Below are 23,665 nucleotides of genomic sequence, written 5' to 3' on the forward strand. Positions count from 1 at the left end.
GGGAAGCCTGACGCCATGACAACCACTGCGACGACCCGCGGCGTGCTGCCCCTCCTCAACAAGGTGCCCGAGGTCACGGTCTACTTCTGGATCATCAAGTGCCTGTGCACGACCATCGGCGAGACGATGTCCGACAACCTGATGACGCTGTTCGCCGTCGGCGGCGACAACGCCTCCCCCGACCAGCTCCAGGTCGCCCTCTACGAGGTCTCGGCGGTCACGGCCGCGGTGCTGGCCGTGCTGCTGATCGTGCAGTTCAGGCTGCGGAGGTACGTCGCGGCGGTGTACTGGTCGACGATCGTCGTGATCAGCGTGCTGGGCACGCAGATCACCGACATGTTCGAGGGGCAGGGCGACGTGCCGAACAACATGGTCGCGATCACGGTCGTGTCGGTGACGCTCCTCGGCGCCGTCTTCCTCGCCTGGTGGCTCGTCGAGCGCACCCTCTCCATGCACTCGATCCGCACACCTCGCCGCGAGGCGTTCTACTGGTTGGCGATCCTCACCACGTTCGCGACCGGCACGGCCGTGGGTGATCTCATCGCCGAGACCTTCTCGCTCGGCTACCTCACGACCCTGGTCGTCTTCGCCGGCGTGATCGCCCTGATCGCGGCCGTGTGGAGGCTCACGCCGATCAGCCCGGTGCTCGCCTTCTGGCTCGCCTACATCATGACCCGGCCGCTCGGCGCCTCCACCGGCGACTGGCTGTCACAGCAGGGCAACCAGGGGCTCGGCCTCGGGACCGCGACGACGAGCTGGCTCTTCCTCGCCGTGATCGTCGCCCTCGTGGCCTTCCTCCAGATCCGCAAGCCGGACGTCACGACCCCCGAGCTCGCCCGTGGCTGAGGTCCGCCTGCTGGTGCACCACCTCGGCGTCGGCGCGCTCGCCAAGTACGGGCTGCTCGCGGGGGTCGTCGTCGGGATCCTCATGACGATCGCCGGATACGTCGCGTGGACGGCGTTCTCGAGCTCCGGCGGGTTCGCCTCGCTCGCGCAGACGCTCCTCGGCGACGGGCAGAGCTCGTCGGTCGCGTCGCTCCAGCGGGCGATCACGACCGGAAGCGTCATGAGCGTGGTGGTCGTCCTGGCCGCCGTGCAGGTCGTGACGACCGTCGTCGTCGCGGTGCTCGGCGGTCTGGCCTACAACGCCGCGGTGCGGTTCACCGGCGGCGTGATGCTCGGCTTCTCGTCGGCTCGCGCGTTCCGCCCGGGGCGCTAGAGCGCCCCGGGGCGCGAGGGCCGCCCGGCGCGCTAGCGCGGCCCGACGCGCCGATACACTGTGGGGCGATGAGCACCCTCGCCCTGCACAGAGACCACCGTTTCCGGTGGGCGTGGCGGCTGTCGGTCGTCACGGCTCTGGTCGGTGTCGCGGGTGGTCTGGCGGGCATCTCGGTGTATGTGGCGCTGCACACGATCCAGTGGGTCGCGTTCGGGTTCCCGTGGCACACGGGGCTCGAGGCGGCCGACGTGACGCAGCCGTGGGGGCGGTTCCTCGCCCTCGTCGCCGCGGGCGTGTTGGTGGCGCCGGCATGGTGGGCGCTGCGCCGGTACGGGACGAAGATCGTCGGCGTGCAGAAGGCGGTGGACGGCACCAGGATGCCGTCGCTGGTGACCGTCGGGAACGCGGGCATTCAGATCCTGGCGGTGGGTCTCGGCGCGTCGATCGGCAAGGAGGTCGCGCCGCGCGAGATCGGGGCGTGGCTGGCGCAGCTCGTCACGGCGCGGGCGGGCCTGACGGCGAGGGAGACCCGGATCCTGGTGGCCTGCGGTGCCGCCGCGGGCCTAGCCGCCGTCTACGACGTTCCCCTGGGTGGTGCGCTGTTCGCGGTCGAGGTGCTGCTGGGCGAGATCTCGTTCGCGACGGCGCTGCCGGCGTTCGCGACGAGTGCGATCGCCGCGTTCGTCGCCCGCCTCGTGGTACCGGTCGAGACGCTGTACGACGTGCCGCACATGCACATGTCGCCGTCGCTGCTGGTGTGGTCGATCATCGTCGGCCCAATCCTGGGGCTTGCTGGGGTGCGGTTCACCGCGTTGACGAACCGGGTGCAGCAGTTCGCGCCGAAGGGCGCCCTCCTGCTGTGGGTGCTCCCGGTCGTCTTCGCGCTCGTCGGCCTCGTCGCGGTCGCGTTCCCCGAGGTCATGGGGAACGGGCGGGCGCTGGGGCTGGTGGCGATGAACGAGCGGCTCTCGGATCCTGCCGTCTTCGGCCTGGTGCCGGTGGTGCTGATGCTGGTGCTCGCGGTGGCGAAGACGGTGACGACGACCGCGACGATCGGGTCGGGTGCGGTCGGCGGCACGCTGACGCCGTCGATCGCGATCGGGTCGGCCGCGGGCGCGTTCCTCGGCGGGCTGTGGATGCTGGCGTGGCCGGGGTCCGAGCTGGCGGCGTTCGCGTTCGTCGGCGCCGCGGCGTTCCTCGCGACGACGATGCGCGCCCCGTTCACGGCGCTGGTGCTGGTCGTGGAGTTCACCAACCAGGGCACGCAGATCCTGATCCCCGCCCTCCTGGCCGTCTCGGGGGCGGTCGCCGTCGGCTACGTCCTCGGCCGGAAGGGGCTCGCCGGCGTCGAATAGCCGCGCTCTAAAAGACGCGTGCGAACACGCCGAAAATGAGACTTGCACACATTGCAAGGTTGCGCTTTACTGACTCCGGGTCCCCAGAAATGAGGACCCCTCAGCCAGGATCGTCGCTTACCCCGTGGTCGATCCGGGCCGAGTAGTCACTCCGCCCTGGGGGAGAGGCGAAGCCGAGTCGGCGCCCCGGCGCACCCGAACGACTCGGCAGATCACACATCGCGCGAGCACCCGCGCGCGATGAACCGAAAGCGCGGCCGACGACGGCCGCTCTTCGGCGTACCCGAAAAATGCGACGACGCACCAGGGTCGTCGTGGCGATCACCCGAAGGATCACCAAGAACCATGAAGAACATCAAGCGCCGCGCCGCCGCTCTCGTCGGCTCCGTCGCCCTCCTCGGAGGCGCCGCCTGGATGGCCGCCGGCACCACCGGCGCCTACTTCAGCGACACGCACAACGGCAGTGTGTCCGGCACCGTCGGCTCGATCAAGGTGTCGGTCAAGGGCAACGGCACCGGCACCGACGGCCAGGACCTCAGCTTCTCGAACCTCCTGCCCGGCCAGGCGCAGTCGGTCACGCTGCAGTACGGCAACACCGGTCGCAACGCGGAGGACGTCTACATCACGTTCCCCAACGCCACCGCTCTGAGCGCCCTCGACGACCTCGGTCGCTACGGCGAGGTGCACATCACCGCCAACGGCAACCACATCTTCGACTCGGCCAACCTGAGTGACGCGGGCAACCCCGCCGACTACAGCAACGCGACGCCGATCAGCCGCTGGCCCCTGCTGTCGCAGTACAAGGTCGCCTCGAACGTGCAGCCCGGCCAGTACGGCACGGTGACCTTCTCGTTCAACTACTCGACCGGACTCAGCAACGCCTCGAACATCGACGCGATCACGGGCCCGGCGTTCAACACCTACCCGGCCGCAGACGGTCAGACCTACACCAACGCCTCTGACGGCACCGGCTCGGGTCTGCCCTACGCGATCGTCGCCACGCAGGTCGGCGTGATCCCGGGCGCCACGGGCTACCCGACGCCCTCCAACTAGTTCTACCGGCCGGGGTCCTGCGATCTCGCGGGGCCCCGGCACCCCTCCTCTCCATCCCGAAAGGAGCGCGCCATGACCCGACGGCGCCTCATCGGACTCGTCACCGCCGGCCTCCTCGTGCTGGCGGTCTTCGGCGTTCTCGCCACCCACGCCCTCCCGTATCGCGTCTACGTGATCCACACCGGTTCCATGAGCCCGACGATCCCCTCGACCAGCGCCGTCATCGTGCGCACGGGCGAGTACCGGGTCGGCCAGGTGGTCTCGTTCGAGACCGTCGACGGGGTCGTCACGCACCGCCTGACGAAGATCGGACCCGGCGGCGCCATCACGACCAAGGGCGACGCGAACTCGACCGCCGACCCGTACCGTCTCACGACGTCGGCCATCATCGGCGGCGTGGTGGCGGCTCCGCGCGACCTCGGCTACTGGCTGGAGTTCCTGAAGAACCCCCTTGGCCTCGCGACGGTCCTGCTGGGCGCGCTCGTGCTCTGGCAGATCTGGTCGCTGGCGTCCGCGGACGACGACGGCGAGGCCGAGTCCGAACCCGACGAGTCCGGGCTCGACCGCCGCAAGGCATTGACGCCGGGGCCGCGGCACGCCCTCGAACGGGCGGCCCACGCGGCGCGCTCGTCGGCGCCGCGAACGGGCGGAGCGTCGACCGCCTGAGGGCAGCGCGCCCGGGCGTGCTTGAGTGGGGGCATGCAGGGCGACGGCGCAGGATCCACGTGGTCGGGCACCTACACCTACACGGCCCGCGACGTGGTCCGCCCCACGGCGCCAGAGCAGGTCGCCGAGATCGTCGCCGGCGCCCGCCACGTCCGCGCCCTCGGCACGCGACACTCGTTCAACGACGTCGCCGACGGCCCCGGAACCCTCCTCGACCTCGGCGCCCTGCCAGCCGACCTCGTGGTCGACGCGGCGGAGGGCACCGCGACGCTCGGCGCCGGCACCCGCTACGGCGTCGTCGCGCCTGACCTCGACGCGGCAGGTTTCGCCTTCACGAACATGGGCTCGCTGCCGCACATCTCGATCGCCGGGGCCACAGCCACGGGCACCCATGGCTCGGGCACGCGCAACCGCTCGCTGTCGGCCGAGGTGCGGGCGCTCGAGATCGTCGATGCGGCGGGCGGCACTCGGATCCTGCGACGCGGCGACCCCGGCTGGGGCGGGGCGGGGCTGCACCTGGGCCTGCTCGGCGTCGTCACGCGCGTCACGCTCGACGTGGTCCCGGCGTTCCGGATGCGGCAGGACGCCTACGGTCCGCTTCCCTGGAGCGCGCTGCTCGAAGACGTGTCGGGCGTCTTCGGGGCGGGCTACAGCGTCTCGGGGTTCACGAACTGGGACGGCCGGGTCCGCGAGCTCCTGGTCAAATCGGTCGTGGGCGCAGGATCCGAGAGCCTTCCCGTGCCTGACGACCTCGCCGGCGCCCCACGGCTGCCCGGCGCCCCCGGCGACGCGCACCACACGGCCCGCGACGGCTCGGCCGGGCCGTGGTGGGATCGCCTGCCGCATTTTCCGATCGGGTCGGTGCCGTCGGTCGGGTCGGAGGTGCAGAGCGAGCACTTCGTGCCGCTGGCGCGTGCCGTCGAGGCGCTGGATGCGGTGGCTGCGCTCGCTGTGCGAATCCAGCCGCTGCTCCACGTGACGGAGCTGCGCACTCTGGCCGGTGACGACCTCTGGCTGTCGCCGACGCAGGGCCAGGACGTGCTCTGCATCGCCTTCACATGGAAGCGGATGCCCGACGAGGTGATGGCGCTGCTGCCCGCGATCGAGGAGGCGCTGCTGCCGTTCGGAGGGCGCCCGCACTGGGGCAAGCTGTCGTCGCTCGATGCCGCGACCATCGATGCGCTCTACCCGCGGCTGGCCGATTTCCGTGCGCTCGTGCGCCGCTCCGACCCCGACCGCAAGTTCGCGTCGCGCCTCGGTTCACGCCTCCTCGCCCTCTGATCGCCGGTCAGCCATAATTGATATGTTGGCGGGGTTTTCGGCGAAGGGTACGAGGTGTACGAGGTCACGATCGAAGTCGATGACGACATGATGGCGACAGTCCATGCGCTGGCACCGTGGGGGAGCGACAGTGAGCGCGTGGTCAGCGCCCTGCGAAGGCTCATTGATCAGCAGCGCCGACGTCAGTCCGAGGGGATCGAGCGCATGATCGAGCGCGAATTCACGGACGACCAGATCAATGCGACCGTGGTTCACAACGACCTGACCGGCCGTGATCGCGACGCCTGAGCGAGGGGCTCGCGGGCGCGGGAACGCGCTCGACGAAGGCATGGCGGCTTAAAACCTTACGGTGGTAGGTTTAAGGCGGCAGCACATGCAGAGCCGCGCCGACGCCGATCCAGGAGCCCCGATGAAGTACGAAAGCACCCCGTCCCCCCGAGTCGAGAAGCTCCTCGAAGCGATGAGCATCGACGAGAAGGTCGGCCAGCTCACCCAGTTCTTCTTCTTCGACCTGCCCGACGACGCCCCCGCGATCGACCTGCCCGGTGAGTCCGGCGACGGCGCCGCGATGACGGCCGGCGTCGAGCAGGCCCTCGACCACGGCACCGTCGGCTCCCTCCTCTTCGTCACCGACCCCGCCGCGACCAACCGCCTCCAGCGCCGCGCACTCGAGGGCAACCGCCACGGCATCCCGCTGATCTTCGGCTTCGACGTGATCCACGGGCTCCGCACGATCTTCCCGGTGCCGATCGCGCTCGCCGCGTCATGGGATCCCGCGCTCGCCGAGCGCGCGCAGACCGTCGCCGCTCGCGAGGCCCGCGCCGTCGGCATCCACTGGGCGTTCGCCCCGATGGTCGACATCGCCCGCGACGCCCGCTGGGGCCGCATGATCGAGGGCGCCGGCGAAGACCCGGTGCTCGGCGCGGCGATGGCCGCAGGCCAGGTGCGCGGCTTCCAGGGCGCCGGCGACGAGTCCGCTCCCGCCGTGACGACCGGTGCGCGCGACCGCATCCTGGCCGGCCCGAAGCACTTCGCCGGCTACGGCGGCGCCGTCGGCGGTCGCGACTACGACGAGGTCGACCTCTCCGACCAGGACTTCTGGAACACCTACGTCCAGCCGTTTCGCGGCGCGATCCAGGCCGGCGCGACGAACATCATGTCGGCATACATGGACCTCAACGGCGTGCCCGCGACCGGCAACCGCTGGCTGCTCACCGACGTCCTCCGCGACGAGCTCGGCTTCGACGGGTTCGTCGTGAGCGACGCCAACTCGGCCAAAGACCTCGCGACGCACCACTACGCCGACGGCGCCCCCGACGCGGCCGCCCGGGCGATCGAGGCCGGCCTCGACATGGAGATGGCGATCAGCGAGCCGTCGTTCGCGACCCTCGGCGACGCCGTCCGGTCGGGCCGTATCCCGGAGGCGCGCATCGACGAGAGCGTCCGCCGCATCCTGCGCCTGAAGGAAGAGCTGGGGCTGCTCGACGACCCGTTCGTCGACGAGCAGCGGGCTGCCGAGGTGCTCTCGGATCCTGCGCACCGCACCGAGTCGCGCGAGGTCGCCGAGCGCACGGCCGTGCTGCTGAAGAACGACGGCGGCCTGCTGCCGCTCGACCCGGCCGCGACCCCGAAGATCGCCGTGATCGGCCCGTTGGCGTCGTCTCGCCGTGACGTGATCGGCCCGTGGGTGTTCGACTTCGACCTCGACGAGACGGTGAGCGTGCTCGAGGGCATCGAGGCGTTCGTGCAGCGGGCAGGCGACCAGGGCGCAGGAGCCGCTGAAATCTCGTTCGCCCGAGGCTGCGCCGAGCCCAAACGCCTCTTCCCCTCGATGTTCGAGATGTTCGGCGACAACAGCCCGTCGGCGCCCGAAGGATTCGACGCTGCCGCCGCCCTCGACGAGGCCGTGGCGCTCGCCACGGCGTCGGACGTCGCGATCGTCGTCGTCGGCGAGCAGCAGGACATGATCGGCGAGAACGCTTCTCGCTCGTCGCTCGAGCTGCCGGGCGAGCAGCAGGCCATGCTCGAGGCCGTCGCCGCCACGGGCACGCCGGTGGTGGTCGTCGTGATGAACGGCCGCCCGCTCGACCTGCGTTGGGCGGCGTCGAACGTGCCCGCGATCCTCGACGTGTGGTACCCCGGCACGAAGGGCGGCGAGGCGGTCGCGAACCTGCTCTTCGGCGCGGCGACCCCGGCGGGCAAGCTGCCGTTCAGCTGGCCTCGCACGGTCGGCCAGATCCCGATGACGTACTCGCGCACCCGCTCGCACGACCCCGAGAAGCAGGGGCGCCGCTACTGGGACGACGAGAGCACCCCGCTCTTCCCGTTCGGCCACGGCCTCTCGTACACGTCGTTCTCGTACAGCGCGGCGTCGGTGTCGGCCGACTCGATCGACCTCGACGGCACCGTGACCGTGTCGGTCGAGGTGACCAACACCGGTCGGGTCGCAGGAGCCGAGGTGGCCCAGATGTACCTGCACCAGCGCTCCGGCACCTCGTCGCGCCCCCTGCGCCTCCTCAAGGGCTTCCGTCGAATCGAGCTCGCCCCGGGCGAGACCGCTTCCGTGCAGTTCGAGGTCGGCCCGGCCGAGCGGCGCTACTGGAGCGCGGCGACGCGCGACTGGGTGCTCGACGCCACAACTTTCGACGTGTGGGTCGGCGGCTCGTCCGACGCCTCTCAGCACGCGGAGTTCCGCGTCACGGAGTAGTCAGCCGCCGTGCTCGGTGGGCTCCAGCGGCACGGCGACGAGCGTGAAGCTCACCGGCACGGCGTCGGCCGGGCGGGTGTCGTGGTGGCCGATCGGGCGGCGTTCGGCGAGCGGCGCGACCACGGCGCGCCACGCGGCCAGCGCCTCGGCCAGCTCGTCGGGCGTGAGGTAGAGAAGGCTCTCGGAGACGCCGCCGGGAAGGGCCTGTCTGGGCTCCTGCGCCCGTCGCTCCTGCCAGGCCGCGAGGTCGGCGGCCGCCTGCTCGACGGCGTGGCGCTCGAGGTAGTCGGCCGGGGCGCGTGAGTCGGGGTCGCTCGAGTCGACGGAGAACGAGGTCGTCGCGACGCGCCAGGGTCGCGCGCGGGCGTCGGTGGCCTCGGCCGGCTCGACGAAGCCGTACTTCGCCAGCTGCCGCAGATGGTGGCTGGCGAGGGCGTGGCTGATGTCGAGGGATTTCGCGGCCTCGGCCGAGGTGAGCGTGCCCTCGCGGGCGACGAGGCTGTAGAGGCTGCGCCGGAGGGGATGCGCCAGGGCGCGGAGCGCCAGCGGATCGTCGACGGTTCGCGTCCCGACGCGGGCGGGTGTGGCCATGCCTCGATTGTCGCTCCCCGCGGTCACGCGCGCGACCTCAGCCCGACGAGCGCGACGCCGGCCACGACGACGTAGACCGCGCCCTGCGTGCAGATGACCGGGATGATGCCGAGCGGCGTGGCCAGCGCGCCGGCCGCCGCCGTGCTGAGGAGCATGGCCGCGTTCTGCAGGCTGGTGAGCGATCCGAAGACCCGCCCCCGGTCGCGGTCGGACGTCGCCGACTGGAAAAGCGTCAGCACGCCGGCCGTGACGGCCGCGCCCGGGAGTCCGACGATCGCGATGAGGGCGAACGCCGGCCACGCGGCCGGGTCGAGCAGGGGGTACAGGAAGAGCGCGAGGTCGAGCAGCCCGAAGGCGAGCGCTCCCCAGGTGAACAGGGCGCGCGGCCGGATCCGGGGCCCGAGGATGGTGATGACGAGCCCGCCGACGATGCCCCCGACGGCCTGGGCCGAGAGGATCGCGCCGTACAGCCCGACCGTGCCGCCCAGCACGTCGTCGACGAACGGGGCGAAGAGCGTGCCCATGGTGCCCTCGCCGACGCCGGTGAGCACGAAGAACGCGACGACGACGAGCAGCACGCGGCTGCGACGGATCACGGCGACGCCCTCGCGCCAGTCGTCGATGAGATGCAGCCGGTCGGCACGGTCGGCCGCGGGGGAGCGGTGCCTGATGGCGAGCAGGAGCGCGGCGGCGGCGACGAAGCTGACCGCGTCGGCCGCCGCCAACCCGCCGAGCCCGCCGATCCCGACCACCACGCCGCCGAGTGCGGCACCGATCAGCCGCGCGCCGTTGCGCACCTGCGCGTTCAGGGCGTTGACCCGGATCAGCCCGGCCTGATCGGGCACGAGCGACGGCAGGAGGCTCGCCTCCGCCGCCACGAAGAACGGCGAGACGACGCTCGTCAGGGCCACGACCATCACGATGATCCAGGCGTCGCCCGCCCCGCGCACGAGCACGAGGGGCCAGACGAGCGCCGCCGACGCGAGATTCGCCCCGATCATGATCCGTCGCCGGTCGCCCCGGTCGACGACGACGCCCGCCACCGAGCCGAGCACGGCCAGCGGCACCTGCGTCGCGAGCATCACCGCGGCCGACGCGAGGGTCGACCCGGTGAGCGCGAAGACCTCGAACGCGAGACCGACGCCGAGCACCCAGTCGCCGGTCTGCGAGACGAGCGAGGCGCCCAGGAGCAGGGTCACGTCGCGGTGGCCGCGCAGGCCCCGCCACACGGTCCCGCTCCGCCGCTCTCCCGCACGTGGCTCCGATACCAAAGACATGCTTGGAATCTTGCGCCGCGAGAACGATGATGTCAAGCGAGTGCTTGGAATCAGGCGGCGTGCGGAGCCGGCCCGGTGCTGTCACGCACGACGAGCGTGCTCGGCTCCGCCGCGACGTCCGCCACCTCTCGACCGTCGATGCGGTCCAGGAGGAGCGACGCCGCCAGTGCGCCGAGGCTGCGGGGGGAGGAGGTCAGGGTGGTCAGAGACGGGCGGACGTAGGTGCCGAGGGCCGTGCCGTCGAATCCTGCGACCGAGAGGTCACCGGGCACCGTGAGCCCGAGATCGAGGGCTCGGGCGACGAACCCGGCCGCCGTGAGGTCGTTGGCGCAGAACACGGCGGTGGGGCGCGCAGGATCGCCGCCCGCCGCACCCAGCAGGCTCGATGCGGCCGCCGCCCCGCCCGCGTAGGTGAAGTCGCCCTCGACCACCGTGCTGCCCTCGATGCCGTGCGCGGCGAGCGCCTCGAGCCACACGTCGCGCCGCCGGTTCGCGTGCTCGTACGCTGGCGGACCGCTGACGTGCGCGAAGGCGCGATGGCCCTGGGAGACGAGGTGGTCGACGAGGTCGCGGATGCCGTGCGCGCTGTCCTGCACGACGGCGGGGAACTCGGAGACGTGGCCCTCGGTTATCGCGACCGTAGGCACCTGGAGCTCGCGCAGCACGGGGATCCGGGGGTCGCCGACGAGGATCTCGTTGAGGAACACCCCGTCGACGCGACGGTCGAGGGCCATGCGCCGGTAGCGCTCGGTGTTCTCGGCGGCCGTCGTGCTCATCTGCAGGACCAGGGCGTAGCCGCGCCGGGCGAGCACCGACTCGATGCCGCCGAGGAAGCCGCCGAAGAACGGGTCTTCTTCGAAGACGTCGGGGTCGCGGTTCACGATGAGCCCGACGGCGTAGGCGCGCTGCGTCGAAAGGCTGCGGCCGCGCAGCGACGGGACGAAGCCGAGCTCGTCGGCCGCCGCCTGGATGCGGCGACGGGTCGCCTCGGAGACTCCCGGCCGGCCGTTCAGGGCGCTGGAGGCGGAGCTGATGGCGACGCCGGCGCGTTCGGCCACGTCGACGATCGTCACTCGGCGGTTCATGCGAGAAGTCTACCGAAGCGTTTCGGTAAAAGTGTGCTACCGTCCATTTTGCCGAAACGTTTCGGCACCGTGTGAACGAAGGAGTTCCCCATGGCACGCACCGCCCCCCGGCTGCGTCGATCGACCGTCCGAGCCGTCGCGCTGGTGACGGCGGCCGTCGCGACAGTCGCCCTCGCCGGCTGCACGAGCAGCACCTCGTCGTCGTCCACCGGGTCGACGACGGCCACCCCGAGCGGCACGCTCAACATCGCGGTCTCGAGCGGCGACGCCTCCGACACCGCGTTCAAGGCGATCAACGCCGCGTTCGAGAAGAAGTACCCGAAGGTCAAGATCAACTTCTCGTCGATCCCGAACAACAACTACCCGGCCGCCAAGTCGTCGCGGCTGACGGCCGGCAACGTCGACATCCTCATCGCCGCCCCGCAGGAGCTCCCGAGCTACGTCAGCAAGACCAGCGAGTCCGACGACGACCTCGCCGCCGACAACGGCGTGTTCCTTGACCTCACGAACCAGTCGTTCATGAAGGACTACACGCCGTCGCTGCTCAAGTCGCTCGCCTACAAGGGCAAGCAGTACACGGTGCCGACCGGCGTCAGCTACTACACCGGCGTCTTCTACAACAAGACGATGTTCGCCAAGAACGGCTGGAGCATCCCGACGACGTGGGATCAGTTCACCGCCCTGTCGCAGAAGATCCAGGCCTCCGGCGTGTCGCCCCTCGGCATCGGCGGCAAGGACAGCTGGCCGGCCGGTCTGACGATGATCTCCGCCGTGCAGGGCCTTTACCCGACACAGGCCGACAAGAACACGCTCGCGAAGGACATCTGGAAGAAGAAGACGTCGCTCTCGAGCTCGTCGTCGCAGGAGATCCTCGACCGCGTCAAGACCATGTACTCGTACGCCGAGCCGAACTTCGCCGGTGTCTCGTACGCGGCGGTGCCCGCCGGGTTCGCGGCCGGCAAGTACGCCATGACGCCCGACGGCACGTGGGACCAGCCGACGATCGCCGCGGCGGTCGGCTCGAAGTTCGACTACGGGTACTTCCCGATCCCGACGAGCAACACGGCCTCCGACAACGCCACGCTCGGCGGCAAGGTCGACCTGCGACTCGCTGTCGCCTCCGCGACGAAGAACAAGACCGCGGCCCTGGCCTACCTCGCGTTCTACTCGAACCCGAAGAACTACGCGACCTACGTGAAGCTCTCCGGCACCGCTCCGGCCGAGCCGAACATCCCCTCGTCGAGCTTCCTCACCGGCATCTCGAAGTACACGAAGACGTTCTCGCCCGCGTGGGACACCATCTGGGTGCCGAACTCGAAGGCCGGCGCCGCAGCGACGTTCCCGTTCAACTACGCCGGCCTCTCGCCGCTCGGCTCCGGTTCCGTCTCGACGGCCGCCAGCGCGTCCGAGAAGGACTGGCTCGCGGGGTTCTGATGTCGACCTCCTTCCCCTTCCCGCGCAGGAGCCCGATGCGCCTCACGTTCGCCCTCGGGGCGCTCGTGATCGGCGTGTTCGCGCTCGTCCCGGCCATCGGCGTCCTCGTGCTGTCGTTCACCGACATCCGCGGTCTGCCGTACCTGCCGGTCCACTGGGTGGGCATCGAGAACTACACGTCGTTCTTCTCGGCCGCCCACTTCGACTACAACCTCAACGCGATCAAGAACACGCTCGTCTACGCGATCGTGTCGACCGTGGTGCAGATCGCCCTGGCGCTCGGCATCGCCGTGCTGCTGAACACGAAGCTGCGCGGGCGCACGTTCGCTCGAGCGATCGTGTTCATGCCGACGGTGCTGGGCGTGACGGTGATCGGCCTCATCTGGTCGCTGATCTTCAACCCGAACTCCGGCCCGGCCGCCACGGTCTGGGGCTGGTTCGGGGTGAGCCCGGCGTTCTTCGGCGACCAGCACATGGCGCTCGGGCTCGTGATCTTCGTGCAGATCTGGTCGTCGCTCGGCATCTCGATCGTGATCTTCCTCGCCGGCCTCCAGGGCATCCCGACCGATCTCTACGAGTCCGCCGACATCGACGGCGCGTCGAGCTGGCAGAAGCTGCGGCTCGTCACGGTGCCGATGCTGGCGCCGTCGGTGACCGCCACCGTGCTGCTGGGCATCGTGTCGTCGCTGCAGAGCTATCAGCTGGCGTACGTGCTGACCGGTCCGAACAACTCGGCCACGCAGCTCCTGTCGCTCGCGATCTTCTCGCAGGGCTTCGGCGGCAGCGCGTCGACCGGCACCTCGCAGTCGCAGGGCTACGCCTCCGCGATCTCGATCGTGCAGTTCGTGATCGTGGGCGTCATCTCCCTGGCCGTGCTGGCCTACCTCCGTCGACGAGAGGCAAAACTGTGACCATCCACGCCGTCCGCACCCAGGCGCCTCCGGCTCCTGCGACCGTCGATAAGAGGCGCCGGCCCGTCCGGCCGGGGCAGGTCGTCAACTACGTCCTCGCCGCGATCGTCGTCGTCTGCTACCTGTTCCCGCTGCTGTTCCTGCTCAACACGGCGCTGAAGAGCAACGCCGCGTTCTCGGCCGACCCGATCGGCATTGTCACGAGCCCCGACTTCGGCAACTTCGCGACCGCCTGGACGCGCGGGAACTTCGGCGCCTACATCCTCAACAGCATCCTCTACACCGGGGCGGCGGCGCTGATCGGCACGTTCGTGTCGGTCGTCCTGGGATTCCCGGTGTCGCGCGGGTATCTGCGCGGATCGAAGTTCTGGTCGCTGGGCTTCGTGATCCTGCTGTTCCTGCCGAACGCGCTGATCACGCAGTTCCAGCTGCTGCTGCGCCTTCATCTCTACGACACGCAGATCGGCTACATCCTGATCATGGCGGCCGCCGTGGGCGTCGGGCCGATCCTGCTCTCGGGCTTCATCCGGTCGGTGCCGCGGGAGCTCGACGAGGCCGCGGCGATGGACGGCATCGGCTACTGGAGGTACCTCTTCACGTTCGTGGTGCCGCTGGCGCGGCCCGCGATCGCGACGATCTTCATCCTGCAGGCCATCGGCGTGTGGAACGACATCATCCTGGCGACGATCCTGCTGCCCGACTCGGCCAAGTCGCCGCTGACGCTCGGCCTGTTCGCCTTCCAGGGCACCTACACGAGCCAGTGGGGGCTGCTGGCGGCCGCGACCATGATCGTCGCGGCGCCGCTCGTCGTCGCCTACGTGTTCCTCCAGCGCTACCTCGTCGGCGGCGTCGTCGGAGGGGCGGTCAAGGGATGACCGGGCAGACCGCGCTGCGGACCGACCGTGTGCCCTACCGCCTCACCCGCGTCGGCGTCGTCATGTCTCCTGAGCCCGACGACGCCCACGAGGCCGAGGGGGTGCTCAACCCGGCGACCGCCTGGGGCCCGGACGGGTCGCTCTACCTGTTCCCGCGCCTCGTCTCGGACGGCAACGTGTCGCGCATCGGTCGCGCTCGCGTCGTCGTCACCGACGGCGTGCCCACCGGCGTCGAACGCCTCGGCGTGACTCTCGCACCCGACCGCGGGTGGGAGCACGGCACCGGCCACGGCGGCACCGAGGACCCCCGGATCACCTGGATCCCGTCGCTCGGCCTGCACGTCATGACCTACGTCGCCTTCGGCCCTCTCGGGCCGCGCCCGGCCGTCGCCGTGTCACGGGACACCGAGCACTGGCGCCGGCTCGGCCCGATCCAGTTCGAGTACGACGACGCGCTCGACACCGACCTCGGGCTCTTCCCGAACAAGGACGTCGTGTTCTTCCCCGAGGTCGTGCCCGACCCCGACGGCCGGCCGAGCTACGCGCTGCTGCACCGGCCGATGTGGGAACTGGAGTTCGCCCGGCCCGGCGAGGAGGCCCCGCTTCCGGCGGGCACCCTCGACGACCGCCCCGGCATCTGGATCTCGTACATTCCGGCCGAGACCGTCGAGCGGGACGTCACCGCACTGGTGCGCCCGTCGGGTCACCGCGTCGTCGCGCTCTCGGAGCGCCCCTGGGAGTCGCTGAAGATCGGCGCCGGTCCCGCCCCGCTGCGCATCCCGGAGGGCTGGCTCGTCGTGCACCACGGCGTCACCGGCGAGATGGTCGGCAGCACCTTCGTGCCGCAGAGCGGCCTCGTCTACGCGGCCGGCGCCATGATCCTCGACGCCGACGACCCGTCGCGGGTCATCGCTCGCACCGCGGTGCCGTTGCTCACCCCCGAGACGATCGACGAGCAGGACGGCGTGGCCGCCAACGTCGTCTTCCCGACCGCGATCGAGGAGATCGCCGGATCGCTGTACGTCTTCTACGGAATGGCCGACTCGAAGATCGGCGTCGCACGGCTGGAGCGCGAGTCGTGAGCGGCGTGACGCCGGCTCCGGCCCCGCTGCCGCTCTCGACCGAGGGCCTGCGCGCCGCACTCGACGAGGCCCTTGCGCTCCGCAACGACCGCACGGACGCCCTGTCGCAGGACGACTTCTCGGCCCGCTACCCCGAGCGACCCGACTGGGCGGTCGGCCCGTTCACCCGCGACCCGTCGCGCACCTTCGCGCCGACCGGGCAGTGGCCCGACCCGACCGGCATCGGCTGGACCTCGGAGTCGGTCTTCAACCCCTCGCTCATCGGCGACGGCGACGACCTCGTCATGTTCTACCGGTCGTCGCCGCGCAAGGAGTCGACGTCGTCGCGCATCGGGATGGCGCGGCGGGGCGAGCAGGGGTGGGTCGACGCACCGTCGAATCCTGCGATCTTCCCGACTCTCGACAACGAGCTGCTCGGCTGTGAGGACCCGAAGGTCTACCGGGCCGAAGGGCGCTGGTGGCTCTTCTACAACGGCATCTTCCCGGCGACGCAGGAGCTGCGGGACGCCTTCCCGTCACCCGGCTACCCCGTCGAGACGGTCGGCTGCGACATCGACCTCGCCGTCTCGGACGACCTCGTGACCTGGGAGAAGCTCGGGCCGATCCTCGACCACGAGACCTCGCGCCTCTGGGCGAAGGGCGCCGTGATCGTGCGCGACCCGTCCGGGAACGCGGTGAAGGTCGGCGGCTCGTACCTGATGTTCCTCAGCGAAGGGTGCGACGGGCGGCCGATGGTGGGCCGCTCGGACGACATGGCGACGTGGACCTTCACCGAGCGGCCCTACCTGTCGCTCGACGCGCTCGGCGGGCACCTGCACGAGGTCGCGTGCGCCGTCACCGGGCACCGCGGCGACGACCTGGTGCTCGACTTCTTCTACGGGGACGAGGAGGGGCGCTTCGCCGCGGCGCAGGCGCTCTACGACGTCAACGCGCCGTTCACGCAGCTCGACGTCCACCGCGGCGGATCGCTGTCGTGGGGCGGCCTCCTGCAGCACGGCAGCGAGTGGGTGCTCGCCCAGGGCTGGGACGCCCCGCCCGGAACCCGCGAGATCTCGCTCTACACGGCGCCCGTCGCGCCCTGACACCACGTATCAACGCTGACATCACGTACCAACGCTGACACCACGCACCACTCGAGAAGGAGACGCAATGTCGCGTTCTGAGAACACCCTCCATCGGTCGCCGAAGGCGGGGCTGCCCCGGCTCGTGGCCGCCGCCGGCGCGGTCGCCCTGGCCGTGGCCGGGATCGGCCTCCCGGTCGCCGCGCAGGCGGCGCCGTCTGCGCCGACCACCGCGTCTACGTCGGCGGGGTCGAAGGTCACGAACCTCGCCCACCTCGACTTCCTGCTCGACAGCGTCCCGCTGCCGACGGGAGTCGCCGGGCACTCCACCTACGAGCAGTCGTCGATGCCGACGGCCCAGGCGCCGTGGGTCTACGCGAACCACGAGAGCGACGGCACGTTCCAGCGCGTCGGCGGCGGCGCCATCACCGACGCCGCGAAGGGCTGGTACGCGCAGGGCGCCTTCGACGCCGACGACATCGCCCGCTCGGCTGTCGTCTACCTCCGCGACTGGAAGCAGAACCACACCGCCTCGAGCGAGCAGCACGCGTTCCAGCTCCTGCGCGAGCTCACCTACCTGCAGACGACGACGGGTCCGCACGCGGGCGACGTCGTGCTCTGGCAGCAGTCCGACGGCACGCTCAACCCGAGCGCGATCCCGGCCGACAACCCGAACCCGAGCGACTCCGGCAACTCGTACTGGCTGGCCAGGACGATCTGGGCGCTCGGAGAGGGGTACGCGCAGTTCCGTTCCGCCGATCCTGCGTTCGCAGCGTTCCTGCAGCAGCGCATGGACCTGTCGCTGACCGCCCTCACCCGCGAGAGTCTCGCGACCTACGGGAAGACGACGCTCTCGAACGGCACCCGCGTGCCGACGTGGCTGATCACCGGCAGCGCGGGCGCGACCGCCGAGGCCGTCGTGGGGCTCTCCGCGTACGTCACGGCCGATCCGCACGACCGGCTCGCGACGAAGGCGCTCTCCGAGTCGGCCGACGGGATCCAGGCCATGGCCGTCGGCGGCATCGGGACGTGGCCGTTCGGCGCGATCCTGCCCGAGACGACCGCCGTGAACTACTGGCACGCGTGGTCGGGCTTCGCACCCGACGCGCTCGCCGCCGCCTCGACACCGCTGCACCGGCCCGACCTGCTGAAGACCGCCGACACGGCGCTCGCGCAGTTCACCGCGCAGCTGCTCGCCTCGGGCGGCCCGGACAACGGGCTCACGCCGACGCCGTCCGACGCCAGCCAGATCGCCTATGGCACCGACTCGCTCGTCGAGTCGCTGCTCGACACGGCCGATCGCACGCACGATTCCGGGCTCGACTCCCTCGCCGCGGTGGCCGCGGGCTGGTACTTCGGCGCGAACCCGGCGGACGCGCCCGTCTACGACCCCGCGACCGGCGTCGGCGTCGACGGCATCAGCGCCACCGGCGAGCCGAACCTCAACTTCGGCGCGGAGTCGACGATCCACACCGAGCTGTCGATGCTGGCTCTCGACGCGCATCCGTCCGTCCGGGCGATCGCCACGACCCTCACGTCGAAGACCGCCGTGCAAGGGCAGAGCGTGGTCGAGGCCGAGTCCGGCGCTCTCACCGGCGGCGCCACCGTCGTCACCCCGTCGTCGCCGGCCGTCGGCTCGGGCGTGCTCTCGGGCGGCGCGTACGTGCAGGCGCCCGCCGGTTCGACCGTGACGGTCGCCCTGCCGGCCGGCATGGGCCCGGTGAACGTGTACCCGATCGTGAACCGCGGGGCAGCCGCGGCCGGGTCGACCACGTGGACGGCGTCCGCGCCGCACGGCCGCACGGTCGCGCTCGGCTCGACGCCCAACGGGGGAGTCGGGGCTCAGGGCGCAGGAGCCGCGCCCAACCTCCTCGCCCCCCTGTCGCTCCGCTCGGCAGCGCCCGCCGGCGCCACGAGCGTCACGGCGACCGTCCGATCCGGCAGCGCCCAGATCGACGCCCTCCTGGTCCAGCCGATCGTCTCGCACGTGGGGATGACGGGGCCGGCCGGCGCCTACGACCTCTACGTCAACGGCTCGTCGCGCACCGCGACGGAGACCGTCACGAGGTCGACGCCGGCACCGGCGACCGTGAGCCGATACGACTCGACCGGTCGGCTCGTGGGCACGTCGCGTGTCGTCGGCAGCCGCCTGGTGCTCGCAGTGCCGGCCGGCGGGTTCGTCACCGTGCGGTGACCGGGGAGGCGGCGGGCCCGTTCGATCGGTCGCGCCGCCGCGCCCGCACCGCGAGGGCCGCCACGACGCCGACCAGGATCACGCCGAAGCCGAGGCTTGTCGTCGACGTGCCGAGCTGCAGACCGTCGCCGTAGGGCGCCGGCACGCCGAGCCAGTCGGCGAACGACGCGCCGAGGGGCCGGGTGAACGTGTAGGCGAGCCAGAAGGCGAGCACCTCGTTCATCCGGAGCCAGCGGAAGCCGACGGCCGGCACGAGGATCGCGGCCAGGAAGACGAACGTCGCTGCGAACGTGCCGAGGCCGAGCGTCGTCGACACGAAGTCGCCGGCCGCGGTGCCGAGCGCGAAGGTGAAGAGCACCGTCAGCCAGTAGAAGAGCTCGCGCAGATGCGTCGTGATGCTGTGCACGTTCAGGGTCTTCTGCGTGACGTACCAGGCGGTGAAGACGGCGCCCTGCAGCACGAGGAGCAGGAGCGTCGACGCCCACAGCGGCATGCCGAGGTCCTGGTTCAGGAAGTCGGCCGACATGGTGCCGAAGATGCTCACCGCGGTCACGCCGAGCCAGTACACGGCCGGCACATAACGGCGCCGCGTGAACTGGATCACCATGCAGACCGCGAAGAAGGCGAGTCCGAGCAGGATCGCGAGGTGCTGGCCGAGGTAGTCGTTGAAGAAGACGAAGTCGGAGAAGGCCTCTCCGAAGGCGGTGGTGGCGAGCTTCGCGGCCCAGAAGGAGACCGTGATCTCGGGGACCTTCTGCAGGAGCGCCGTCGGGGCGGGTCGTTCGCGGGTGAGTGTCATGGCCCCAGCGTCGCCGCCGGCCGGCGGCGGCGAATCCATCGAACGTGGTCACTGTCGGGCGGGGCGGGTCAGACGAAGGTCTGACGTGCCCTGAGCCCGGACTCCCTAGCCTGGGGTGGTGACCCTCCTGCGCCTGGCCTCCATCGTGGTGGCCCCGATCGTGCTCACCGTCGCGGCCACGCACGAGCTGGCGTACAACGCGTCGCCGATCCTGCAGTGGGTCGCCGTCCTCGCCATGGTGTGGTCGCTCGTGGCCCGCCGTCGCGCGCCGGTCGCCGTGTTCGCCTTCGGGCTGGCGATGGTCGGCGTGATGGCGGCTGTGAACGTGGAGAGCGTCGGCGATCTCGCGATCCTGGTCGCCCTCTACAGCGTCGCCTCCCATCGCGACCTGAGGTACTCGCTGGCGTGCCTCGCGGCGGTCGAGCTCGGTGTCGTGCTCGTCGGCATGCGGATCGCGCCGCACGGGAGCGTCGGCGACACCGTGCTCGTGCTCTCGGCCATGTCGGCGGGCGCGTTCTTCCTGGGCACGACTGCCCGTGCGCAGCGGCGCTACCTCGCCTCGGTCGAGGACCGCGCCGAGCGGGTGGAGCGCGAGCGCGAGCACCTGGCCGAGCTCGCGGCCGCCGACGAGCGGGCCAGGATCGCCCGCGAGATGCACGACATCGTGGCGCACGGGCTCTCGGTCGTGATCACCCTCGCCGACGGCGCCGCCGAGATCACGCCGGCCGAGGCAGGGCCGGGGCGCGAGGCGATGCGCCAGGTCGCAGCGGCGGGCCGGCAGTCGCTCGCGGAGATGCGGAGCCTCCTCTCGGTGCTCCGGACGGACGACGTCGCCGAGCGGGAGCCGCAGCCCGACCTGGCAGCGCTCGAGGCGCTCGTCGACGACGTGCGCGCGACCGGGCTCGACGTCGACCTCGACCAGGACGCCGCCTGCAGCCGACTGCCGTCGACCGTCCAGGCGACCTTGTACCGGATCGTGCAGGAGTCGACGACGAACGTGCTGCGGCACGCGCCCACGGCGCAGCGGATCCTGATCGACCTCACCGTCCGCGGGGACACGGTGCGTTTCTCCATCGCGGAATTCGCGACCGAGCCCGCGCGCGTCGTGCCGGCCGGCGCCGGGAGCGGCAGTCACAGCGGCGGGAGCGGCGCCGGCCACGCCACGGCGCTGGGCTCGGGCAACGGCATCCGCGGCATGCGCGAGCGGGTGGCGCTCTTCGGCGGCGAGCTCGAGGCGGGGCCGACCGTCGACGGCTGGCTGGTGCGCGGCTACCTCCGGATGGCGCAGCCGTGACGATCTCGGTGCTCATCGTCGACGACCAGGCGCTCGTCCGCACCGGGTTCCGGTTCATGCTGCAGTCGACGCCCGACCTCGTCGTCGCCGGCGAGGCCGCCGACGGCCGACAGGCGGTCGCTCAGGCGCGTGCCCTGCGGCCCGACGTGGTGCTCATGGATGTGCGCATGCCGACGATGGACGGCATCGAGGCCACGCGCCGCATCGTCGCCGAGACGACGAGCCGCGTCCTGATCCTCACGACGTTCGACCTCGACGAGTACGCCTTCGAGGGTCTGGGCGCAGGAGCAAGCGGATTCCTCCTCAAAGACACCCCGCCGGCCGCGCTCTACGACGCCGTCCGAGCCGTCGCCGACGGAGACGCCGTCCTGACGCCCCGCATCACCCGCGACCTCGTCACCCGCTTCGCGGCGCAGTCCGTCGCGCCCCGGCCGCGACCTGCCGAGGGCCTGCCTATCGATGGCTTGGCCGCCGACGACCTGGCGGCCCTCACCCCGCGCGAGCAGGACGTCTTCCGGTCGATCGCCGCAGGGCTCAGCAATGCCGAGATCGCGGCCTCGCTCTTCCTCACCGAGGCGACGGTGAAGACGCACATCACCCGGCTTCTCGCCAAGCTGCACCTGCGCGATCGCGTCCAGGTCGTCATCTACGCGTGCGAGCGCGGTCTCGTCTGACGCGCGACGACGGTGCTGTCCTCGGAGGCGTGGCACTCGAGTGGTACGCTATCGTGTACTACCAAGGAGGTGGGTGATGTCCGCACTGACCGTCACCGAGGCCCGGAAGCGACTCTTCGGCCTCATCGAACAGGTGAACGACGACCACACGGCGGTCGAAGTGGTCTCGCGCCACGGCAACGCCGTCATCATGTCGAAGGACGACTACGACGCGATGACCGAGACGGCCTATCTCCTCAAGAGCCCGGCGAACGCCGAGCGCCTGCTGGAGTCGATCGTGCGAGCCCGCCGCGGCGAGTTCGAGCGTCACGACCTCATCGAGGAGTGAGCCGCAACCTGGCCTTCGACCCGAACGGGTGGGAGGACTACGTCCACTGGCAGACTCAGGACCGCAAGACGCTCAAGCGGATCAACGCCCTCTTGGCCGACGTCCAGCGCGATCCGTTCGCGGGAATCGGCAAGCCCGAGCCGCTCAAGCACGTCCTCACCAGCGCGTGGTCTCGTCGAATCGACGACACGAACCGGCTCGTCTACTACGTGACCGACGAGACGATCGTCGTGCTCCAGGCTCGGCACCACTACTAAGGTGCGCCCGGCCGGTGACATCTGTCACCGGCCGGACGCGGCGGGTCAGGCAGGCAGCTCGAACACCGGGGGAGTCGTCGGGTGCGACGGGGTGGGCGTCGACTCGACGGTCGCGGCGACGACGTCGTGGGCCTCGTAGCGGCCCGTCAGCGGGACGACGACACGACTCGAGCCGGACGTGAACGAGCCGGCCGCAGTGGCCTTTCCATCGCGCACCAGCCAGAGCTCGTACACCTTGCCCGAGCCGACGGCGGGAGCCCCGGAGACCACGACCACGCTGCGACCGAGCGACACGGACGACACGAGGCGGACGCTGGCCGAACCTCCGGAGAAGACGGCGGAGGTGCGCTGGGCGTCGGGAGCCGAGGCGACTGCGGCGTACGCCGTCGAGGCTCCGTGATCCTGCGACCTGTTGACGGCGAAGCCGGCTCCGATCCCGGCGACGACGAGCATCGCGGCGGCGGCGAGGCCCCCGACGAGGCCGAGGCGGCGACGGCGTGCGGCGGGGCGGGCAGCGGCGACGCGGGCCACGGGGCGGCCGCGACGCGGGACGGCGTGCTGACCGTCGACGAGATGGAGAGCGGGCCCAGGCGAGGGCACCTCGTCGAGCCGTGCGAACAGCGCGGCCTTCATCGACGCCGACGGCGCGACAGGAGTCGCGAGCGTGGCGAGGACGGCCGCGGCGGTCGCCTCGAACTCGGCGGCCTCGGCTTCGGTGTCGGCGCCGAGGGCCCGCCCGAGGCGGGGACGCAGAGCGGTGGGCTGGTCGATCATCGGCTGTCTCCCAACAGGCCTCGGAGTCGGATGAGGGCGTCGCGCAGACGCGTCTTGACGGTGCCGATCGGCACCCCGGTGCGGGCGGCGATCTCCGCCTGGGTGAGCCCGCCGAAGTAGGCGAGCTCGACTGCCTCGCGCTGGACGGCGCTGAGCTCCGTCATGGCCGCGGAGGCACGGGCGTACTCGAGCGACGTCTCGACGTCGCCCTCGACGGACGGCGCCTCTTCGTGGAAGTCGCGGATGCCGATCCTGAGATCGCGATCCCTCGACGACTGCGAGGCACGGACCCGGTCGATCGCCCGGCGGTGGGCCATCGTGAGGATCCAGGTCAGTGCCCGGCCGCGCTCCTGGTCGAAGCGGGACGAGGTCTGCCAGATCTCGAGGAACACCTCCTGCGAGACCTCCTCCGAGAGGGCGGGGTCGATCAGGATCCGACGGCACAGCCCCAGAACTCGGCTCGCGGTCAGCTCGTACACCGTCTCGAACGCGCCCCGATCGCCGCCGGCCACGGCCTGGAGGGCCGTGGTGAGCACGTCGTCGCCGGTGGGCTCTGCGAGGGTCATCGGGGCGTCGAGCAGAGCGACTCCGCCTCCGGGCCGATCACTGCCGCGCGGGCTCCGGGCCCGGTGCGTGTCGGAATCGATATGGACGAACGTGGTGTGCCTCCCACCTTGAGGGTCTTCACAGACCCGACGGTCGAGCAGCGCACCGTTCGCGTGCCGGAAAGCACCATGCGCACCTCGTC

General features: G+C 71.0%; 24 protein-coding genes. 18 read left to right on the top strand and 6 right to left on the bottom strand.

All coding sequences use genetic code 11. The annotated features are described in order from the left end of the window. Positions 1 to 15 precede the first annotated feature (15 nt). The 8 genes from C8E83_RS02205 to C8E83_RS02240 all read left to right on the top strand — a co-directional run bounded on the left by C8E83_RS02205 (position 16) and on the right by C8E83_RS02240 (position 8,281). Positions 16 to 846: a COG4705 family protein gene (locus C8E83_RS02205; protein ID WP_121368227.1), complete on the top strand. Its 831-nt coding sequence runs from the start codon at positions 16 to 18 to the stop codon at positions 844 to 846. Beyond that, the gene (locus C8E83_RS02210; protein WP_121368228.1) at positions 839 to 1,219 is read left to right on the top strand and encodes a DUF3566 domain-containing protein; all 381 of its coding nucleotides are present in this window, start codon (positions 839 to 841) and stop codon (positions 1,217 to 1,219) included. Before C8E83_RS02205 ends, C8E83_RS02210 begins: the two co-directional genes overlap by 8 nt. 68 nt (positions 1,220 to 1,287) lie before the next feature. Then, complete coding sequence (locus C8E83_RS02215) at positions 1,288 to 2,574, top strand: chloride channel protein (protein ID WP_121368229.1); 1,287 nt, start codon at positions 1,288 to 1,290, stop codon at positions 2,572 to 2,574. Between the two features lie 345 nt (positions 2,575 to 2,919). Next, positions 2,920 to 3,627, top strand: a complete 708-nt coding sequence (locus C8E83_RS02220; RefSeq protein ID WP_121368230.1) for a hypothetical protein — start codon at positions 2,920 to 2,922, stop codon at positions 3,625 to 3,627. 72 nt (positions 3,628 to 3,699) lie between these two features. Further along, positions 3,700 to 4,293: a signal peptidase I gene (locus C8E83_RS02225; RefSeq protein WP_121368231.1), complete on the top strand. Its 594-nt coding sequence runs from the start codon at positions 3,700 to 3,702 to the stop codon at positions 4,291 to 4,293. Between the two features lie 33 nt (positions 4,294 to 4,326). Then, on the top strand, positions 4,327 to 5,574 hold the full coding sequence (locus tag C8E83_RS02230; RefSeq protein ID WP_121368232.1) for a D-arabinono-1,4-lactone oxidase: 1,248 nt from the start codon (positions 4,327 to 4,329) through the stop codon (positions 5,572 to 5,574). A gap of 54 nt (positions 5,575 to 5,628) precedes the next feature. Then, entirely contained in the window at positions 5,629 to 5,862 is a 234-nt protein-coding gene (locus tag C8E83_RS02235; protein WP_121368233.1) for a hypothetical protein, read from the top strand. Positions 5,863 to 5,947: 85 nt separating this feature from the next. Further along, a complete protein-coding gene (locus C8E83_RS02240; RefSeq protein WP_211331645.1) occupies positions 5,948 to 8,281 on the top strand; it encodes a glycoside hydrolase family 3 N-terminal domain-containing protein in 2,334 nt (777 codons plus the stop codon). Here the strand turns inward: C8E83_RS02240 and C8E83_RS02245 are convergent, their stop codons facing one another. The 3 genes from C8E83_RS02245 to C8E83_RS02255 form a co-directional block, all read right to left on the bottom strand. Beyond that, the gene (locus C8E83_RS02245) at positions 8,282 to 8,872 is read right to left on the bottom strand and encodes a helix-turn-helix domain-containing protein (protein ID WP_121368235.1); all 591 of its coding nucleotides are present in this window, start codon (positions 8,870 to 8,872) and stop codon (positions 8,282 to 8,284) included. 23 nt (positions 8,873 to 8,895) lie between these two features. Next, complete coding sequence (locus C8E83_RS02250) at positions 8,896 to 10,101, bottom strand: MFS transporter (protein WP_170159819.1); 1,206 nt, start codon at positions 10,099 to 10,101, stop codon at positions 8,896 to 8,898. Between the two features lie 98 nt (positions 10,102 to 10,199). Then, complete coding sequence (locus C8E83_RS02255; RefSeq protein ID WP_121368237.1) at positions 10,200 to 11,234, bottom strand: LacI family DNA-binding transcriptional regulator; 1,035 nt, start codon at positions 11,232 to 11,234, stop codon at positions 10,200 to 10,202. A gap of 90 nt (positions 11,235 to 11,324) precedes the next feature. On the opposite strand from C8E83_RS02255, the gene C8E83_RS02260 reads away from it, so the two are divergent. From C8E83_RS02260 to C8E83_RS02285, 6 genes are all read left to right on the top strand, one after another. Beyond that, positions 11,325 to 12,668: an ABC transporter substrate-binding protein gene (locus C8E83_RS02260; RefSeq protein WP_121368238.1), complete on the top strand. Its 1,344-nt coding sequence runs from the start codon at positions 11,325 to 11,327 to the stop codon at positions 12,666 to 12,668. Next, positions 12,668 to 13,579 (top strand): carbohydrate ABC transporter permease, encoded by a 912-nt coding sequence (locus C8E83_RS02265; RefSeq protein WP_121368239.1) that lies wholly within the window; start codon positions 12,668 to 12,670, stop codon positions 13,577 to 13,579. The genes C8E83_RS02260 and C8E83_RS02265 overlap by 1 nt, the downstream gene beginning before the upstream one ends. Continuing rightward, complete coding sequence (locus tag C8E83_RS02270; RefSeq protein WP_121368240.1) at positions 13,576 to 14,454, top strand: carbohydrate ABC transporter permease; 879 nt, start codon at positions 13,576 to 13,578, stop codon at positions 14,452 to 14,454. Before C8E83_RS02265 ends, C8E83_RS02270 begins: the two co-directional genes overlap by 4 nt. Next, positions 14,451 to 15,536, top strand: a complete 1,086-nt coding sequence (locus tag C8E83_RS02275) for a glycoside hydrolase family 130 protein (protein WP_121368241.1) — start codon at positions 14,451 to 14,453, stop codon at positions 15,534 to 15,536. Before C8E83_RS02270 ends, C8E83_RS02275 begins: the two co-directional genes overlap by 4 nt. Beyond that, entirely contained in the window at positions 15,533 to 16,618 is a 1,086-nt protein-coding gene (locus tag C8E83_RS02280; protein WP_245981359.1) for a glycoside hydrolase family 130 protein, read from the top strand. Before C8E83_RS02275 ends, C8E83_RS02280 begins: the two co-directional genes overlap by 4 nt. Before the next feature lie 67 nt (positions 16,619 to 16,685). Then, positions 16,686 to 18,791 (top strand): hypothetical protein, encoded by a 2,106-nt coding sequence (locus C8E83_RS02285; RefSeq protein WP_245981360.1) that lies wholly within the window; start codon positions 16,686 to 16,688, stop codon positions 18,789 to 18,791. Here C8E83_RS02285 and C8E83_RS02290 read toward each other — a convergent pair. Further along, the gene (locus C8E83_RS02290; protein WP_121368242.1) at positions 18,778 to 19,590 is read right to left on the bottom strand and encodes a COG4705 family protein; all 813 of its coding nucleotides are present in this window, start codon (positions 19,588 to 19,590) and stop codon (positions 18,778 to 18,780) included. The two genes, C8E83_RS02285 and C8E83_RS02290, sit on opposite strands and share 14 nt — an antisense overlap. Positions 19,591 to 19,708: 118 nt before the next feature. On the opposite strand from C8E83_RS02290, the gene C8E83_RS02295 reads away from it, so the two are divergent. The 4 genes from C8E83_RS02295 (at position 19,709) to C8E83_RS02310 (ending at position 22,143) form a co-directional block, all read left to right on the top strand. Continuing rightward, positions 19,709 to 20,884 (top strand): sensor histidine kinase, encoded by a 1,176-nt coding sequence (locus C8E83_RS02295; protein WP_147430052.1) that lies wholly within the window; start codon positions 19,709 to 19,711, stop codon positions 20,882 to 20,884. Beyond that, entirely contained in the window at positions 20,881 to 21,558 is a 678-nt protein-coding gene (locus C8E83_RS02300) for a response regulator (protein ID WP_121368244.1), read from the top strand. Before C8E83_RS02295 ends, C8E83_RS02300 begins: the two co-directional genes overlap by 4 nt. Positions 21,559 to 21,634: 76 nt before the next feature. Further along, the gene (locus C8E83_RS02305; RefSeq protein ID WP_121368245.1) at positions 21,635 to 21,886 is read left to right on the top strand and encodes a type II toxin-antitoxin system Phd/YefM family antitoxin; all 252 of its coding nucleotides are present in this window, start codon (positions 21,635 to 21,637) and stop codon (positions 21,884 to 21,886) included. Beyond that, a complete protein-coding gene (locus tag C8E83_RS02310) occupies positions 21,883 to 22,143 on the top strand; it encodes a Txe/YoeB family addiction module toxin (protein ID WP_121368246.1) in 261 nt (86 codons plus the stop codon). Before C8E83_RS02305 ends, C8E83_RS02310 begins: the two co-directional genes overlap by 4 nt. Before the next feature lie 45 nt (positions 22,144 to 22,188). On the opposite strand, the gene C8E83_RS02315 is transcribed toward C8E83_RS02310, so the two are convergent. Beyond that, positions 22,189 to 22,917, bottom strand: coding sequence for an anti-sigma factor (locus C8E83_RS02315; protein WP_121368247.1), 729 nt, complete (start codon positions 22,915 to 22,917; stop codon positions 22,189 to 22,191). After that, positions 22,914 to 23,483: an ECF RNA polymerase sigma factor SigK gene (gene sigK, locus C8E83_RS02320; RefSeq protein ID WP_121368248.1), complete on the bottom strand. Its 570-nt coding sequence runs from the start codon at positions 23,481 to 23,483 to the stop codon at positions 22,914 to 22,916. The genes C8E83_RS02315 and sigK overlap by 4 nt, the downstream gene beginning before the upstream one ends. Between the last annotated feature and the right edge of the window lie 182 nt (positions 23,484 to 23,665).

The organism is Frondihabitans australicus (assembly GCF_003634555.1).
GTDB lineage: Bacteria > Actinomycetota > Actinomycetes > Actinomycetales > Microbacteriaceae > Frondihabitans > Frondihabitans australicus.

Bases quoted from the DNA above. Each gene is read 5' to 3' on its own strand.
- C8E83_RS02205 (WP_121368227.1), top strand. From the start codon at position 16: ATGACAACCACTGCGACGACCCGCGGCGTGCTGCCCCTCCTCAACAAG.
- C8E83_RS02215 (WP_121368229.1), top strand. From the start codon at position 1,288: ATGAGCACCCTCGCCCTGCACAGAGACCACCGTTTCCGGTGGGCGTGG.
- C8E83_RS02220 (WP_121368230.1), top strand. From the start codon at position 2,920: ATGAAGAACATCAAGCGCCGCGCCGCCGCTCTCGTCGGCTCCGTCGCC.
- C8E83_RS02225 (WP_121368231.1), top strand. From the start codon at position 3,700: ATGACCCGACGGCGCCTCATCGGACTCGTCACCGCCGGCCTCCTCGTG.
- C8E83_RS02230 (WP_121368232.1), top strand. From the start codon at position 4,327: ATGCAGGGCGACGGCGCAGGATCCACGTGGTCGGGCACCTACACCTAC.
- C8E83_RS02240 (WP_211331645.1), top strand. From the start codon at position 5,948: ATGCAGAGCCGCGCCGACGCCGATCCAGGAGCCCCGATGAAGTACGAA.
- C8E83_RS02245 (WP_121368235.1), bottom strand. From the start codon at position 8,872: ATGGCCACACCCGCCCGCGTCGGGACGCGAACCGTCGACGATCCGCTG.
- C8E83_RS02255 (WP_121368237.1), bottom strand. From the start codon at position 11,234: ATGAACCGCCGAGTGACGATCGTCGACGTGGCCGAACGCGCCGGCGTC.
- C8E83_RS02260 (WP_121368238.1), top strand. From the start codon at position 11,325: ATGGCACGCACCGCCCCCCGGCTGCGTCGATCGACCGTCCGAGCCGTC.
- C8E83_RS02265 (WP_121368239.1), top strand. From the start codon at position 12,668: ATGTCGACCTCCTTCCCCTTCCCGCGCAGGAGCCCGATGCGCCTCACG.
- C8E83_RS02275 (WP_121368241.1), top strand. From the start codon at position 14,451: ATGACCGGGCAGACCGCGCTGCGGACCGACCGTGTGCCCTACCGCCTC.
- C8E83_RS02285 (WP_245981360.1), top strand. From the start codon at position 16,686: ATGTCGCGTTCTGAGAACACCCTCCATCGGTCGCCGAAGGCGGGGCTG.
- C8E83_RS02290 (WP_121368242.1), bottom strand. From the start codon at position 19,590: ATGACACTCACCCGCGAACGACCCGCCCCGACGGCGCTCCTGCAGAAG.
- C8E83_RS02305 (WP_121368245.1), top strand. From the start codon at position 21,635: ATGTCCGCACTGACCGTCACCGAGGCCCGGAAGCGACTCTTCGGCCTC.
- C8E83_RS02315 (WP_121368247.1), bottom strand. From the start codon at position 22,917: ATGATCGACCAGCCCACCGCTCTGCGTCCCCGCCTCGGGCGGGCCCTC.
- sigK (WP_121368248.1), bottom strand. From the start codon at position 23,483: ATGACCCTCGCAGAGCCCACCGGCGACGACGTGCTCACCACGGCCCTC.